Origin of the sequence: Pseudomonas sp. NPDC090592, from assembly GCF_044769185.1 — a bacterium.
In the GTDB taxonomy this organism is placed as follows: domain Bacteria; phylum Pseudomonadota; class Gammaproteobacteria; order Pseudomonadales; family Pseudomonadaceae; genus Aquipseudomonas.
Genome location: NZ_JBIVXJ010000008.1, coordinates 13239 through 28740, shown reverse-complemented (window position 1 = coordinate 28740; position 15502 = coordinate 13239). Strand labels below are relative to the sequence as shown.

The following is a 15502-nucleotide window of genomic DNA, read 5'->3' as shown; positions in this document are numbered from 1 at the left end:
GGGCCTCAGGCCAGCGCCTTGTCCAGCGCTCGCTCGATTTCGCCCTTGATGGTGCCGCTCATCATCGACAGCATCATGCCCAGTTTCAGCTCCACGCGGATGCTATCCTCGCCAATGTGCACGCTGCCATTGGCGCCGCTGCGCGCCACATCAACCCGGTCACCGTTCCAGGTGGCCTTGAGGTCGTATTCGCGGCTGAGCTTTTCGACCAGCGCTTCGGCCTTGGCCCGGGCGGCATCGCGGCCGAGGGAGTGTTTGCGTTCGACGCTGATCTGGGTCATGCGGGTGTTCCTGAAGATGTAGACATAATCGGCATTATGCCCGCCCCAGCCCTCTGGCACACCCCGCCAAGACAAATCCGCCCGTTCGCCCTAGAATGGCGGTAATTTTTTCCGGTGAAGCGATATGAACGACCAGCGCAAAGGCGACCACGCCGAACCCACCACCCACTTTGGCTACCAGGACGTCCCTGAAAGCCAGAAGGCGAAGAAAGTCGCCGAAGTGTTCCACTCGGTGGCAGCCAAGTACGACCTGATGAACGACGTGCTGTCCGGCGGCATGCACCGCCTGTGGAAGCGCTTTACCATCGAACTGTCGGGCGTGCGCAGCGGTAACCGGGTGCTGGATATCGCCGGCGGTACCGGTGACCTGGCCGCCAAGTTCTCGCGCCTGGTCGGCCCGACTGGCCAGGTGGTGCTGGCCGACATCAACGACTCGATGCTCAAGGTTGGCCGTGACCGCCTGCTTGACCGTGGCGTGGCCGGCAACATCGAGTTCGTCCAGGCCGACGCTGAAAAGCTGCCGTTCCCGGACAACCACTTCGACTGCGTGACCATCGCCTTCGGCCTGCGCAACGTCACCCACAAGGACCAAGCCATCCGCTCGATGCTGCGCGTGCTCAAGCCCGGTGGCCGCCTGCTGATCCTGGAATTCTCCAAGCCGACCAACAAGCTGATGTCCAAGGCCTACGATGCCTACTCGTTCGCCTTCATGCCGCTGGCCGGCAAGCTGATCACCAACGACTCGGAAAGCTACCGTTACCTGGCCGAGTCGATTCGCATGCACCCCGACCAGGAAACCCTCAAGAGCATGATGGTCGAGGCCGGTTTCGACCGCGTCACCTACCACAACATGACCAGCGGCATCGTTGCCGTGCACCGGGGAATCAAGCCCTGATGCTGCTGGCCGGGCTGCTCGCCAGCGTCGAACATGGCCTGAACCGCATCCTGCGCATGGACAGCACCGCCCTGCCGCGGCTGGCTGCGCTGGAAGGCAAGGTCATCGAGATCGACTGCCGCCAACCGGCCTTGCAGGTGTTCATCCTGCCCGATGAAGAAGGCCTGATGCTCGCCGCGCACTGGCAAGGCGAGGTCGACTGCAGCCTGCGCGCACCCGCCGGCAGCCTGGCGCAACTGGCCCTGGCCCGGGACAAGACCGCCGTACTGCACAGCCCGCAGGTCGAACTGCATGGCGACAGCGCCGTGCTGCTCGACCTGTTTGCTGTATTACAGGACCTTGAGCTGGACTGGGAGCACGAGCTGCAACGCTGGCTTGGCCCGGTCGCAACGGCCATGCTGGCCGGCCATGTCCGCCTGCGCGCACGCTGGACCCGCCAGGGCCTGGCGCGCTTCAGCCAGAACCTTTCCGAGTACCTGGCCGAAGAGTCCCGCACCCTGGTTGGCAAGCGTGAAGCCGAAGCCGCCTTCAGCGAACTCGATGCACTGAAGCTCGATACAGAACGCCTCGAGGCGCGCCTCAAGCGCCTTTCCCGATCCCTTGATACCAGCGATAACGCATGAAGCTGCTCGCCGTCCGCCGTCTTTTTCGCATCCAGCGTGTGGTGATCCGCTACCGTCTCGATGACCTGCTGTTCGACCTGCCGCTACCCTGGTGGCTGATGAGCCTGCGCCTGCTGATGCCCTGGCGCTGGCTGCCGCGCAAGCCGTCCGAGCTGAGCCGCGGCGCGCGCCTGCGCCTGGCACTGCAGGACCTGGGGCCGATCTTCATCAAGTTCGGCCAGCTGTTGTCCACCCGCCGCGACCTGCTGCCCAACGACATCGCCGATGAGCTGATGCTGTTGCAGGACCGTGTACCGCCCTTCGACCCCAAGCAGGCGGTGGCCTTGATCGAGGCACAGCTGGGCGCCCCGGTGGCGCAGCTGTTCAGCCGCTTTGACGTAGAGCCGCTGGCTTCGGCGTCGGTGGCCCAGGTGCACGCCGCACGCCTGAAAACCGGCGAAGAAGTGGTGGTCAAGGTAGTACGCCCGGGCCTGAAGCCGGTCATCGCCCAGGACCTGGCCTGGCTGTTCCTGATCGCCAAGGCTGCCGAGCGCGCCTCGGCCGATGCCCGCCGCCTGCACCCGGTGGAAATCGTCGGCGACTACGAGAAAACCATCTACGACGAACTCGACCTGCTGCGCGAAGCGGCCAACGCCAGCCAGCTGCGGCGCAATTTCGAAGGCTCCGAGCTGATGTACGTGCCCCAGGTGTACTGGGACCTGTGCCGCCCCAAGGTGCTGGTGATGGAGCGCATCTACGGCGTGCCGGTGACCGACATGGCCACCCTGGCCGACCAGCGCACCGACATGAAACTGCTGGCCGAGCGTGGCGTGGAGGTGTTCTTCACCCAGGTGTTCCGCGACAGCTTCTTCCATGCCGACATGCACCCAGGCAACATCTTCGTCAGCACGGTCAAGCCGTGGAGCCCGCAGTACATTGCCATCGACTGCGGCATTGTCGGCAGCCTGACGGCCGAAGACCAGGACTACCTGGCGCGCAACCTGATCGCGTTCTTCAAGCGCGACTACCGCCGCGTCGCCCAACTGCACATCGACTCGGGCTGGGTGCCGGCACACACCAAGGTCAACGAATTCGAAGCGGCGATCCGCACCGTGTGCGAGCCGATCTTCGAAAAACCGTTAAAGGATATTTCCTTCGGCCAGGTGCTGATGCGCCTGTTCCAGACCGCGCGACGCTTCAACATGGAAGTGCAGCCGCAACTGGTGCTGTTGCAAAAGACCCTGCTCAACATCGAAGGCCTGGGCCGCCAGCTGTACCCTGACCTGGACCTGTGGAGCACCGCCAAGCCATTCCTTGAACGCTGGATGCGCGAGCGCTACAGCCCCAAGGCCGTGTTCGGCAACATTCATGGCCAGGTCGAGCAGTTGCCGCACCTGGCCAACATGGCCCGCGACCTGCTCGAGCGCCTGTCGCAGCCGCACCTGCACGACCCACAACTGCCGGAACGCCGCCGCCAGGGCGACCGCTGGGCCCTGCGCCTGCTGGGCGCCGGCCTGCTCGGTGGTGGCGCGGTGCTGGCCGCGGGCGCTGCCGAGGCTGCCAGCCTGGCCGCCCCTGCCGCCTGGCCGGCCTGGCTGATGCTGGCCGCGGGCGTTTACCTGATCGTGCGCCAATAGCCAGCCGCGCCCGTGGCTGGCACACTAGCGCAAAGGGCCCGGTACAGGAGCGGGCCGTTCTGGAGTCGACAATGAAAGACTGGCTGGACGAGATCAAGTGGAACAGCGATGGCCTGGTACCGGCAATCGCCCAGGACCACAAGACCGGACGCGTATTGATGATGGCCTGGATGAACCGCGAATCGCTGGCGCTGACTGCCGCTGAGCAACGTGCCATCTACTGGTCGCGTTCGCGTGGCAAGCTGTGGCGTAAAGGCGAAGAATCCGGGCATGTGCAGAAACTGCATGAACTGCGCCTGGACTGCGACGCCGACGTGATCATCCTGATGGTCGAGCAACTGGGCCATATCGCCTGCCATACCGGCCGTGAAAGCTGCTTCTACCGCGTCTTCGAGGCCGGCCAGTGGAAAGTCGTCGACCCGGTCCTGAAAGACCCGGATGCCATCTACAGCGCAGGACACTGACATGAGCGACACCCTCAACCGCCTGGCCGAAGTGCTTGAACAACGCAAGCAAGCGGCGCCCGACAGCTCGTACGTGGCCAGCCTGTACCACAAGGGCCTGAACAAGATCCTTGAAAAGCTCGGCGAAGAGTCGATCGAGACCATCATCGCCGCCAAAGATGCAGCCGTGAGCAAGGATTACAGTGATGTCATCTACGAAACCGCCGACCTGTGGTTTCATAGCCTGGTGATGCTCAGCGCGCTGGGCCAGCATCCACAAGCCGTGCTCGACGAGCTGGACCGCCGCTTTGGCTTGTCCGGGCATGATGAGAAGGCCGCACGCCAGCCTTCTGCCTGATGTATTTTCGGGCGCACTGCTCGCACCTGTGGGAGCGGGCGCGCCCGCGAAGAATGCGACGCGGTGCATGGCACCGGCTGCGCCGGTGTTCGCGGGCGTGCCCGCTCCCACAAGGGCCACGTTGCCGGAACGATTTGCTGTACACACATTTTTCAGGAGTACGAAATGGGTATCTTTGACTGGAAACACTGGATCGTCCTGCTGGTAGTGGTCGTCCTGGTGTTCGGCACCAAGAAGCTGAAGAACTTCGGCAGCGACCTGGGTGAGTCGATCAAGGGCTTTCGCAAGGCCATGAACGAGGAAGAGACCAAACCGGCCGAGCAGACCCCGCCGCCTGCCCAGCCCGTGCCGCCGGTGCAGAACACCGCCCAGCCACAGCAAGGCCACACCATCGAAGGGCAGGCCCAGCCGGCCCAAGAGCCGCAGCGGAAAGACTGACCCATGTTCGGCATCAGTTTCAGCGAGCTGCTGCTCGTCGGCCTTGTCGCCCTGCTGGTGCTCGGCCCCGAGCGCCTGCCGGGTGCCGCGCGCACGGCAGGCCTTTGGATCGGCCGGCTCAAGCGCAGCTTCAACAGCATCAAGATGGAGGTCGAGCGCGAAATCGGCGCCGACGACATCCGCCGCCAGCTGCACAACGAGCACATCCTGCAGATGGAAGAGGAAGCCAAGCGCATCCTCAACCCAATGACGCCGCCGGCGCAGCCACCTGTGACCACCGCAAGCGTGCAGCCGCCTGCCGGGCTTGAGGCCAGGCCGGTCGATACTCCAGCCGCCCCGGCCACACCTTCTGAACCGCCTCAACCACCGCGAGCCCCATGAGCGAAAATCCGGAACACGACCAGCCCATGCCGCTGGTTTCGCACCTGACCGAACTGCGCACCCGCCTGTTGCGCTGCGTCGCCGTCATTTTCCTGATCTTTGCCGGGCTGTTCTCCTTCGCCCAGCAGATCTACACGCTGGTCTCGGCGCCCCTGCGCGACCATTTGCCGGCCAACGCGACGATGATCGCCACCGACGTGGCCTCGCCGTTCCTCACGCCGTTCAAGCTGACCATGATCGTGTCGCTGTTCCTGGCGATCCCGTTCATCCTGCAACAGATCTGGGGCTTTATCGCACCCGGGCTGTACCGCCATGAAAAGCGCATTGCCATTCCGCTGCTGGTGTCGAGCATTCTGCTGTTCTACGCCGGTATGGCCTTTGCCTATTTCCTGGTGTTCCCGCTGATGTTCAAGTTCTTTGCCGCCGCCACCCCGGCAGGCGTTGCAATGATGACCGACATCGCCAACTACCTCGATTTCGTGATGACGCTGTTCTTCGCCTTTGGCGTGGCCTTCGAAATCCCGGTGGCGGTGGTGCTGCTGGTGTGGATCGGCGTGGTCGACGTGAAGTACCTGAAGAAGATCCGCCCTTACGTGATCATCGGCTGCTTCGTGGTCGGCATGGTGCTTACCCCGCCGGACATCTTCTCCCAGACCTTGCTGGCCGTGCCCATGTGGCTGTTGTTCGAGGTCGGCGTGCTGTGCGGCAGCCTGATCCGCAAGCGTAGCGCCCACGACGAAGAAGCCAACGACCACAACGACCAACCACCAGCGACCCAACCGTGAATCTGTTGCTCCTTGAAGAGGCCGACTTCGTCTCGGCCGACCGCGTCGTTCTCGCTGACCGGCGCTTTACCCACATGCAGGAAATCCACGGTGTTGCGGTGGGCGACAACCTGCGCGTGGGCCGCGTCAACGGCCTGATGGGCAAGGCCACGGTGCTGCGCCTGGAAAAGCACGAAGCCGAACTTGAAGTGGCCTTCGACCAGCAGCCACCGGCCAAGCTGCCGCTGACCCTGGTGCTTGCCGTACCAAGGCCAAAAATGCTGCGCCGGTTGTTCCAGACCGTAGCCACCCTGGGCGTGCCACGGCTGATCCTGCTGAACAGCTACAAGGTCGAGAAAAGCTTCTGGCAAACGCCGTTCCTGCAGCCGCAGAGCATTCGCGAAAACCTGATCCTCGGCCTTGAGCAGGCGCGTGATACGGTGCTGCCTGAGGTCATCATCGAGAAGCGCTTCAAGCCCTTCGTCGAAGACCGTCTGCCCGCCATCGCCGCTGGCACCCTGGGCCTGGTCGGCCACCCCGGCCCCTACCCTGCCTGCCCGCGCGCCGTGGAGCAGGCCGTCACACTGGCCATCGGCCCCGAGGGTGGCTGGATCCCCTACGAAATAGACCTGCTAGGCAAGGCTGGCCTGGCACCGGTGCAACTGGGTGACCGTATCCTGCGGGTAGAAACCGCCGTCACTGCGCTGCTTTCGCGTATTTTCTGACGCAAACGTCACTTTCTCGCCCATCAAGTTTCCCCCTCCCAGGCCGATGGCCTTGGCAATACAACAACTATTTGTACTGCCAAGTCGCCAGGGAGTCGTACATGTATCAATGGTTAGCCCAATCGCTGGGCAATGTGAGCGTCAACCGCAAACTGGGGCTGGGCTTCGGCCTGGTACTGCTGCTGACCTTGGCCATCACCCTGACCGGCTGGCACGGCATGGACAGCATCATCGAGCGTGGCGACAAGCTGGGGAGTATCTCGGTCATTCATCAGTACACCCAGGACTTGCGTATCGCTCGCCAGCACTATGAGCGCAACCGCGACAACGTAGCCGTGGCAGAGCTGGAAAAAGCGTTGGACGATCTGGAGCGCCAGATCCAGCTGATGCTTGGCCAGATCGAAAAGCCCGACGACCAGCAACGCCTCCAGCAGCAGATGACAGCGGTTCGCCAATATCGGCAAGCGTTCGCTGACCTCAAGCAATCGGCTGCCGACCCCGACGGGACGGAGCAGGCCTTGCGGCGCATGGCTGAGCAAGGCACGGTACTGTTGCAGACCAGCCAGGCGATGACAGTCTCACAAACCGCAGTGCGAGACGCCGGCGCTGCCCAGGCCAAAACCTTGCTCGCTGCGGCCACCGCGCTGGCCTTGGCCCTTGGGCTGCTGGCCGCCTGGGCCATTACCCGGCAGATCATCATCCCGCTGCGCCAGACCTTGCGCGCCGCAGAGCGCGTGGCCAATGGCGACCTGACCCAGAGCCTGCCGGTGCAGCGCCGCGACGAACTGGGCCAGTTGCAGGCCAGCATGCAGCGCATGACCCAAGGCCTGCGCGAGCTGATCGGCGGGATTGGTGACGGGGTAACGCAGATCGCCAGTGCCGCCGAACAGCTGTCGGCCGTCACCGAGCAGACCAGCGCGGGGGTCAACAACCAGAAGGTCGAGACCGACCAGGTGGCGACCGCCATGAACCAGATGACCGCCACTGTGCACGAGGTGGCACGCAACGCCGAGCAGGCCTCGGAAGCGGCCCTGATGGCCGATCAGCAAGCCCGTGAAGGTGACCGGGTGGTGGGCGAAGCTGTCGCGCAGATCGAGCGCCTGGCGGGCGAAGTGGTGAACTCAAGCGAAGCGATGAACCAGCTCAAGACCGAAAGTGACAAGATCGGCAGCGTGCTCGACGTGATCAAGTCGGTGGCCCAGCAGACCAACCTGCTGGCCCTGAACGCGGCGATCGAGGCCGCCCGTGCCGGTGAAGCCGGGCGTGGTTTTGCCGTGGTCGCCGACGAAGTGCGTAGCCTGGCCCAACGCACCCAGCAGTCGACCGAAGAGATCGAAGAATTGATCGCCGGCCTGCAAAGTGGTACCCAGCGGGTGGCCAGCGTGATGGACAACAGCCGCCAGTTGACCGACAGCAGTGTCGAGCTGACCCGTCGTGCTGGCAGCTCGCTGGAGACCATCACCCGCACCGTGTCGTCGATTCAGGCGATGAACCAGCAGATTGCCACGGCAGCAGAGGAACAGACGGCAGTGGCTGAAGAGATAAACCGCAGCGTGATGAATGTGCGGGATATCTCGGACCAGACTTCGGCAGCGAGTGAAGAGACGGCAAGCTCCAGCGTAGAACTGGCGCGCCTTGGTACTCACCTGCAAGGATTGGTGGGGCGATTCAGGCTCTGATAAACAGGCCGCCTGCACTGGCCTCTTCGCGGGCACGCCCGCTCCCACAGGTACTGCACAGCACTCAAAATTCGTGCAGCATCTGTGGGAGCGGGCGTGCCCGCGAAGAGGCCGGTGCGGTTACAGCACCTGACGCAGGAACGCCTGCGCACGTGGGTCCTTCGGTGCATCGAAGAAGGTCTGCGGCGAGGCATCCTCCAGCAGTTTGCCATGATCGAAGAACAGCACCCGGTCAGCCACTTCACGGGCAAAGCCCATTTCGTGGGTAACGCAGACCATGGTCATGCCTTCCTGGGCCAGGGTCTTCATCACGTCCAGCACCTCACCGACCATTTCCGGGTCCAGTGCAGAAGTCGGTTCATCGAACAGCATGACCTTGGGCTCCATGCACAAAGCCCGGGCAATCGCGACACGCTGCTGCTGGCCCCCGGAAAGCCGTGACGGGTACTCGTTGGCCTTCTGTGCAATGCCGACCTTTTCCAGCAGCGCCCGGGCCTTGGCCTCGCGGTCAGCCTTGTTGCGCTTGCGCACCACCTTCTGCGCCAGGCACAGGTTTTCCAGCACGGTCATGTGCGGGAACAGGTTGAAGTGCTGGAACACCATGCCGACTTCGCGGCGGTAGGCGTTGATGTCGGTCTTCGGGTCGGCCAGTTGCAGGCCGTCGATGGCTACCAAGCCTTCGTCGAAATGCTCCAGGCCGTTGAGGCAGCGCAGGAAGGTCGACTTGCCCGAACCCGACGGGCCAAGCACTACCACCACTTCACCCTTGGCCACCTGGGTGGTGACGTTATCCACAGCCCGCACCACATGGCCACGGGTATCGAAGACTTTCAGCAGGTCACGGACTTCAATCACTTTGCGCAAGCCTCCGCTCGAGCCGGCTGGCAATGTGCGACAGCGGCAGGTTGATCAGCAGGTACAGGCCTGCCACGCAGAACCAGATCTCGAAGGTCGAGAAAGACGTGGTGATGGCCTCGCGGCCGCTCTTGGTCAGTTCGGTGATGGCGATCACCGACACCAGCGAGGTGTCCTTGACCAGGCTGATGAACTGGCCAGCCAACGGTGGCAGTACGCGCTTGAACGCCTGCGGCAGGATCACATGGCGCATCGACTGGCCAGCGTTCAGGCCCAGCGAGCGGGCAGCTTCGTTCTGGCCCTTGGCGATGGACTGCACGCCAGCACGGACGATTTCGGCCACATAGGCACCGGTGAACAGCGCCAGTGCCGCCACGCCGGCGAACTCGCGTGACAGGTTGAGCACGGTGCCGATGAAGAAGTAGAAGATGAAAATCTGCACCAGCAGCGGCGTGCCGCGCACCAGTTCGACATAAACGGTCGACAGGTCACGCAGGGTCGGGTTGTTCGACAACCGGCACAACCCGGCGAACAGACCAATCACCAGGCCCAACGCCCCGGACACCACCGACAGCCACAACGTGGTCCACAGGCCCCAGGCCAGCGGGCCGGCGGCCCAATGGCGGGTTACACCGATCTGGTCGCCTTCGGCAACATCGTCGCCACGGCTCAGTTGCAGGCTGTCCTTGGCCACGTCGAGCACTTGCTCATCGCCGTTTTCGTCCTTCAGCGTGACGCGGGCGTTATCGCCGGAAATGACGATTTCCTGAACGGTGCCGTAACCGGCAGCACGTTGTGTATCTTCTGCCTTGTAGGCGAAGTACTGCGGTACGCGGTTCCAGCGCCACTCGTAGGACATCATCGAGGTGGCCAGGTACAGGCTGACTGCCAGGCCCACCAGCACCAAGGCGGTCAACCCGTGCCAGGGCCACTGGGCTTTCTTGTGTTTGATCACGTGGGTACTCCAGAAAGCGGCAAGCCGCAAGCTACAAGCTGCAAGAAAAAGCGGACCGTGCACCGACCCGCTTCTTCTTGCAGCTTGCAACTTGCGGCTTGAAGCTAGCTTTTATTCCATTTCCTTCAGCCAGTCCTTGTTCTTGAACCACTTGTCGTGAATACGATCGTAGGTCCCGTCATGCTTGATCTGGTGCAGGAAGTTGTTGATGAAGTTGATGCTGTCGTAGTCGCCTTTCTTCAGGCCGAAGGCCAGCGGCTCGTAGGTGAACGGTTCTTCGAGGAACAGCAGCTTGCCGGCACCAGCCTTCTCTACTGCCACCACGTTGTACGGCGCGTCATAGACAAAGGCGTCAGCCTTGCCGTTGACCACGTCCATCACCGCTTCCTGTTCGTTGTCGTAGCCGTGGTACTTGGCTTTGCCGATCAGCTTCTTGGAGACCATTTCGCCGGTAGTGCCCAGCTTGGAGGTCAGACGGTACTTTTCGTTGTTCAGGTCTTTGTACGACTTGATCTCGTCAGCCAGCTCCTTGCGGATCAGCAGGGTCTGGCCAACCACGATGAAGGGTTCGCTGAAGTTCAGGCGCAGGTTGCGTTCCTGGGTCAGGGTCATGCCGCTGCCGATCATGTCGAACTTGTCGGTCAGCAGGGCCGGGATGATGCCGTCATAGGCGGTGGAAACAGCCTCGAACTTCACGCCCATGGACTTGGCCATGGCCTTGAGAATATCGACCTCGAAGCCGATGATCTCGCCACGCTTGTTGGTCATCTGGAACGGCATGTAGGTTGGGTCCATGCCCACCTTCAGGGTGCCGCGCTTGACCGCGTCATCGATGGCGCCTGCCTGGGCCGCAGTTACAGCGACCAGGGCGGTTACACCGACCATCAGCCGCGAAAGGTATTTCTTGATCATCACCAAGTCCCCTAGCAAGAAAAGTAGCGAATCTTATTGTGTTGGCACGGCCGTACCGGCCGGTGCGTCGTATCGGAATGGGATGCTAACGCATGGCGGCCCGGGGACCTAGCGCTGGGGGGGACTTTGTTGGCCAAAATCGGCCTGGGCCCTGAAAAGCTTCGCGGGTGAACCCGCTCCCACAAGGTACTGCACAGCCCCTGTGGGAGCGGGTTCACCCGCGAATAGGCCCGGTCAGGCGCCGACGAGTGCCGGTTGGCCTTCGTTCTCCGGGTGCAGCGGCAACAGCGGCGAATGCGGGTCGTTCTTGATCGACGCACGCCACACATCGATCCACGCCGCGTTGTGCTCTGCCCACACCTGCTCGTGCAGGCGGGTCAGCGCCACCGGGTCGCTGAGCAGGGCCAGGCGGGTGTTGAGGTCCAGCCCTTTCGGCCCGACCTCCATCGCCTTGGCCACGCGCTCGGCACGCAGCGCCTCGATTGGCGCCGCCTGACCATGACGGGCAGTGGCCATGGCGCAGGCCAGGGCGTTCTGCCGCGGGTCGACCACGGCCCGCACGAAGCCGTCATGCAGGGCATGCCAGCGGTTTTCGTGGGTGTACTGGTCAGTGGCCAGCAACTCTTGCGGCGTGGCGTATTCCTCGGGGATGAGGAACAGCTTCTCGTCCTTGGCCGCCAGGCCCAGGCGCGTGCGGCTGGAGATCACCGAAACCGGGATCGACAGCACCAGCGAGCCAACGATCGGCGCCAGCCACCACAGGAAGCTCGGGTTCAACCAGGCTACCAGCGCAGCCCAGGCAATGCCCAGCAGGGTTTGCGGGCCATGGCGACGCACAGCCTCGCTCCACGGGGTGGAATCGTCGTCACGCTGCGGCGAGTTCCAGGTCGCGGCCCAGCCCAGGAACGCGGCGAGCACGAAGCGGGTGTGGAAGATCATACGGACCGGCGCCAGCAGCATGGAGAACAGCATCTCCATCAGCATCGACAAGGTAACCTTCACCCGCCCACCGAACTCGACGGCACCCTTGGCCCAGATCAGGATGATACTGAGCAGCTTGGGCAGGAACAGCAGCACGATGGTGGTGGAGAACAGCGCCACGGCCTTTTCCGGGTGCCACTGCGGCCACAGCGGGTACAGCTGGTACGGCTCGATGAAGTACTGCGGCTCCATCAGGGTGTTGGTCGCCAGCAGCGCGGTCGACAGTACCAGGAACAGGAACCACAGCGGCGCCGACAGGTACGACATCACCCCAGTGAGGAACACCGCACGGTGCACCGGGTGCATACCCTTGACCAGGAACAGGCGGAAGTTCATCAGGTTGCCGTGGCACCAGCGGCGGTCACGCTTGAGCTCGTCGAGCAGGTTGGGCGGCAGTTCTTCGTAGCTGCCCGGCAGGTCATAGGCAATCCACACGCCCCAGCCAGCACGGCGCATCAGCGCAGCTTCGACGAAGTCGTGGGAGAGAATCGCACCGGCGAACGCGCCCTTGCCCGGCAACGGCGCCAGGGCGCAGTGCTCGATGAACGGCTTCATGCGAATGATCGCGTTGTGGCCCCAGTAGTGCGACTCGCCCAGCTGCCAGAAGTGCAGGCCGGCGGTGAACAGCGGGCCGTATACGCGGGTGGCAAACTGTTGCATGCGTGCGTACAGGGTGTCCATGCCCGAGGCTTTCGGCCCGGTCTGGATGATACCGGCGTCCGGGTTGGCCTCCATCAGGCGCACCAGGCTGCTCAGGCATTCGCCGCTCATGACGCTGTCGGCGTCGAGCACGACCATGTACTTGTACTCGCCACCCCAGCGACGGCAGAAGTCGTCGAGGTTGCCGCTCTTGCGCTTCACCCGGCGCCGGCGGCGGCGGTAGAAGATACGGCCGAAGCCTTTGGTTTCGCGGCACACGTCCAGCCAGGCCTGTTGCTCGGCCACGGCGATGTCGGTGTCGTTGGTGTCGCTGAGCACGAAGAAGTCGAAGCGGTCGAGGTTACCGCTGGCGGCCACCGACTCGAACGTGGCGCGCAGGCCGGCGAACACGCGCGGCACGTCTTCGTTGCAGATCGGCATCACCAGCGCGGTACGCGCTTCGGGCGCAATCGGCTCATTGCCGGCGCTGCTGCCGGAAATCTTGTACTTGTCGCGCCCGGTGAGCAGCTCGAGGAAGCCCATCAATGCGGTCCAGAAGCCCGCCGATACCCAGCAGAACAAGATGCCGAAGAGAATCAGGATGGAGGTTTGCAAAGCATACGGCCACACCTGCACCACTGTGTCCCACAGCGACTGGCTGAGGATTTCGTCGAGGTCGACGAACGACCAGCCCTGGTACGGCAGGATGCCCTTCATGTACCAACCGGCGACGATGGTCTGGCCGATCATCAGGGTCAGCAGGATGTAACGGCGGATCGAACCGACCGTGCGCCAGCGTGCTGGTGGCAGCTCGCGCTTGGGTGGCTGCGGCGCATTCGGCCGGCCGGTCATGCGTCGCCACATGCGGATCAGCACGTTGGTGCGCCAAGGCTCGGGCACCACCTTTGTGCGCTTGATCGGCGGGGCAATCTTCAGGCACAGGCGGCCGCTGCCATCGACGCCGAGCATTTCGGCGTCTTCCAGCTCGGCAGCGCTGCCCACGGTCAGGCGCGGGCCAACCGAGGCCTGCACGGCCTCGGCAGCGCTGGCGGCCGGGTTGGCCGCCAGGCGTTGGTGCAGCTCGCTGAACGAGGTGCAGCTGGCAAGTTCTGCCCGCTGCTCGTCACTCAGTGGTAGGTGAGCCAGGTACTCGCCAAGCGATACTGGCCTTGCGTTTGAGTCACTCATCGGCAGGCAACTGATAGCTCCAGGTCTCGGTCAGCACCTTCTCGGTGGTGGCCGGGGCCCCGTTAGTGGGTGCCGCATCGGCGGCAGGTTGTTCGGCCTTGGCAGCCGGCTCGGCCTTGCTGGCCTTGTCGGCCTTGGCATGCTTGGCTGTGGCCTTGTCCTGCTTGGCTTCCTGGGCAGGTTTGGTAGCTTCGACCGGCACGTCACGCACCAAAGCGGCACGCATTTCGGTCGACTTGTTGGCTTCCTTGACCTTCAGCCGCAGGGTCAGGCGCCAGCCCTTGGTCTCTGGGTTATAGCGCAGATTGTTCTCGACCACCTCGGCGTTGTCGTCAACGCTGATCTGGCTGCGCACGGCGGTGTCTTCCGGCAGCGCGGCCAGGGCCGGGCCAGCGAAGTCGACCAGGAAGGCCACGCTGCCGTCTGGCTGACGGATCAGGTTGGACTGCTTGACGTCACCGGTGGAACGCAGGGTCTGCTTGACCCAGCCCAGCTCGGCGGCCTGGAACTTCGGCTCGTCGATGGTCCAGTGCAGGCGGTAGGCGTACTCGATCGGCTTGCCGGCTTCGGGCAGTTTTTCCGGGCTCCAGAAGGCCACGATGTTGTCGTTGGTCTCGTCAGCGGTCGGAATTTCGACCAGGTCAACGGTACCTTTGCCCCAATCACCCTTCGGCTCGATCCAGGCGCTTGGGCGCTTCTGGTAGTTGTCGTCGAGGTCTTCATAGTCGCTGAAGGCGCGCTGGCGCTGCATCAGGCCGAAACCACGCGGGTTCTCGACACTGAAGTTGCTCACGGCCAGGTGCTTCGGGTTGTTCAGCGGGCGCCAGATCCACTCGCCATTGCCGGCATGAATCGACAGGCCTTCGGAGTCATGCAAGGCCGGGCGATAGTTGAGCACCTTGGACGGCTGGTTGGGGCCGAACAGGTACATGCTGGTCAGCGGGGCAATACCCAGGCGGCTGACCTGGTCACGCAGGAACACCTTGGACTGTACGTCGACCACGGTATCGTTGCCCGGGCGCAGGGTCAGCTTGTAGGCACCGGTGGAGCGCGGCGAATCCAGCAGGGCGTAGATCACCAGGTGCTTGTCGGCCGGCTTGGGTTTCTCGACCCAGAACTCGGTGAAGCGCGGGAATTCCTCGCCCGACGGCAGCGCGGTGTCGATGGCCAGGCCACGGGCCGAAAGGCCGTACACGTGGCCCTTGCCGACCACGCGGAAGTAGCTGGCGCCAAGCAGGGTCATGATCTCGTCCTGCTTGTCGGCCTTGTTGATCGGGTACAGCACGCGGAAACCGGCATAACCCAGGTTCTTGGTGGTTTCCGGGTCGTGTGGCACGTCACCGAACTCGAAGCGGCTCGGGTCGTACTTGATTTCTTCGACCTTGGTGGCGGTGACCTCGTTGATCTTGACCGGGGTATCGAAATGCATGCCCTGGTGATAGAACGACAGCTTGAACGGGGTCTTGTCCTTGGCCCACTCGGCCTTTTCCTGCAGGAAATGAATTTTCTGGTAGTCCGCAAACTTCATGTCGCGGAATACGGCCGGCAGGTTGCTTTTAGGTGCTTCGTACTTCTGGCCGGCCAGATCCTTTGCCTTGGCTGCAACATCGTCAAGATTGAATGCCCACAGCTGGCCCGCGCTCATCAGGCCGACCAGTGCCACACTGGCCATCAGGGCCCTGCGCAGCCCGGTGCCGGGGATTCTTGATGCTTTTTGGGGACTAACAATCACGAGCAACCCTCGCCGAAAACAGATCATGAAACCAACG

Annotated in this window: 16 protein-coding genes; 10 read left to right on the top strand and 6 right to left on the bottom strand. The window is 63.2% G+C overall.

All coding sequences use genetic code 11. From position 1 onward, the window contains the following. Positions 1 to 5 precede the first annotated feature (5 nt). Positions 6 to 281 carry a polyhydroxyalkanoic acid system family protein gene (locus ACIQUI_RS08785; RefSeq protein WP_027610027.1) on the bottom strand — a complete coding sequence of 92 codons (276 nt, stop codon included), beginning with the start codon at positions 279 to 281 and terminating at the stop codon, positions 6 to 8. A gap of 124 nt (positions 282 to 405) precedes the next feature. Here ACIQUI_RS08785 and ubiE point away from each other — a divergent pair, with 124 nt between their 5' ends. The 10 genes from ubiE to ACIQUI_RS08735 all read left to right on the top strand — a co-directional run bounded on the left by ubiE (position 406) and on the right by ACIQUI_RS08735 (position 8203). Beyond that, the gene (ubiE, locus tag ACIQUI_RS08780) at positions 406 to 1176 is read left to right on the top strand and encodes a bifunctional demethylmenaquinone methyltransferase/2-methoxy-6-polyprenyl-1,4-benzoquinol methylase UbiE (RefSeq protein ID WP_403197192.1); all 771 of its coding nucleotides are present in this window, start codon (positions 406 to 408) and stop codon (positions 1174 to 1176) included. Next, positions 1176 to 1799, top strand: coding sequence for an SCP2 domain-containing protein (locus ACIQUI_RS08775; RefSeq protein WP_403197190.1), 624 nt, complete (start codon positions 1176 to 1178; stop codon positions 1797 to 1799). The genes ubiE and ACIQUI_RS08775 overlap by 1 nt, the downstream gene beginning before the upstream one ends. After that, positions 1796 to 3415: a ubiquinone biosynthesis regulatory protein kinase UbiB gene (ubiB, locus tag ACIQUI_RS08770; protein ID WP_403197187.1), complete on the top strand. Its 1620-nt coding sequence runs from the start codon at positions 1796 to 1798 to the stop codon at positions 3413 to 3415. Before ACIQUI_RS08775 ends, ubiB begins: the two co-directional genes overlap by 4 nt. 71 nt (positions 3416 to 3486) lie before the next feature. Then, the gene (hisI, locus tag ACIQUI_RS08765) at positions 3487 to 3879 is read left to right on the top strand and encodes a phosphoribosyl-AMP cyclohydrolase (RefSeq protein WP_403197185.1); all 393 of its coding nucleotides are present in this window, start codon (positions 3487 to 3489) and stop codon (positions 3877 to 3879) included. Position 3880: 1 nt separating this feature from the next. Continuing rightward, on the top strand, positions 3881 to 4216 hold the full coding sequence (locus ACIQUI_RS08760; RefSeq protein ID WP_403197182.1) for a phosphoribosyl-ATP diphosphatase: 336 nt from the start codon (positions 3881 to 3883) through the stop codon (positions 4214 to 4216). Between the two features lie 165 nt (positions 4217 to 4381). Then, positions 4382 to 4654 (top strand): twin-arginine translocase TatA/TatE family subunit, encoded by a 273-nt coding sequence (locus ACIQUI_RS08755; RefSeq protein WP_403197179.1) that lies wholly within the window; start codon positions 4382 to 4384, stop codon positions 4652 to 4654. Between the two features lie 3 nt (positions 4655 to 4657). Further along, positions 4658 to 5035, top strand: coding sequence for a Sec-independent protein translocase protein TatB (tatB, locus tag ACIQUI_RS08750; protein WP_403197176.1), 378 nt, complete (start codon positions 4658 to 4660; stop codon positions 5033 to 5035). Further along, on the top strand, positions 5032 to 5820 hold the full coding sequence (gene tatC / locus ACIQUI_RS08745) for a twin-arginine translocase subunit TatC (protein WP_012274575.1): 789 nt from the start codon (positions 5032 to 5034) through the stop codon (positions 5818 to 5820). The genes tatB and tatC overlap by 4 nt, the downstream gene beginning before the upstream one ends. Next, the gene (locus ACIQUI_RS08740) at positions 5817 to 6524 is read left to right on the top strand and encodes a 16S rRNA (uracil(1498)-N(3))-methyltransferase (RefSeq protein WP_403197173.1); all 708 of its coding nucleotides are present in this window, start codon (positions 5817 to 5819) and stop codon (positions 6522 to 6524) included. Before tatC ends, ACIQUI_RS08740 begins: the two co-directional genes overlap by 4 nt. A 101-nt stretch (positions 6525 to 6625) precedes the next feature. Next, positions 6626 to 8203, top strand: coding sequence for a methyl-accepting chemotaxis protein (locus ACIQUI_RS08735; RefSeq protein ID WP_403197171.1), 1578 nt, complete (start codon positions 6626 to 6628; stop codon positions 8201 to 8203). Positions 8204 to 8323: 120 nt separating this feature from the next. On the opposite strand, the gene ACIQUI_RS08730 is transcribed toward ACIQUI_RS08735, so the two are convergent. The 5 genes from ACIQUI_RS08730 to ACIQUI_RS08710 form a co-directional block, all read right to left on the bottom strand. Then, positions 8324 to 9058: an amino acid ABC transporter ATP-binding protein gene (locus ACIQUI_RS08730; RefSeq protein ID WP_403197544.1), complete on the bottom strand. Its 735-nt coding sequence runs from the start codon at positions 9056 to 9058 to the stop codon at positions 8324 to 8326. Next, entirely contained in the window at positions 9051 to 10013 is a 963-nt protein-coding gene (locus ACIQUI_RS08725; protein ID WP_391126339.1) for an ABC transporter permease subunit, read from the bottom strand. Before ACIQUI_RS08725 ends, ACIQUI_RS08730 begins: the two co-directional genes overlap by 8 nt. A gap of 111 nt (positions 10014 to 10124) precedes the next feature. Next, positions 10125 to 10922, bottom strand: coding sequence for a transporter substrate-binding domain-containing protein (locus ACIQUI_RS08720; RefSeq protein ID WP_403197542.1), 798 nt, complete (start codon positions 10920 to 10922; stop codon positions 10125 to 10127). A gap of 237 nt (positions 10923 to 11159) precedes the next feature. After that, positions 11160 to 13733, bottom strand: coding sequence for a glucans biosynthesis glucosyltransferase MdoH (gene mdoH / locus ACIQUI_RS08715; protein ID WP_403197168.1), 2574 nt, complete (start codon positions 13731 to 13733; stop codon positions 11160 to 11162). Next, the gene (locus ACIQUI_RS08710) at positions 13726 to 15405 is read right to left on the bottom strand and encodes a glucan biosynthesis protein (protein ID WP_403197165.1); all 1680 of its coding nucleotides are present in this window, start codon (positions 15403 to 15405) and stop codon (positions 13726 to 13728) included. The genes mdoH and ACIQUI_RS08710 overlap by 8 nt, the downstream gene beginning before the upstream one ends. Positions 15406 to 15502: the final 97 nt, after the last annotated feature.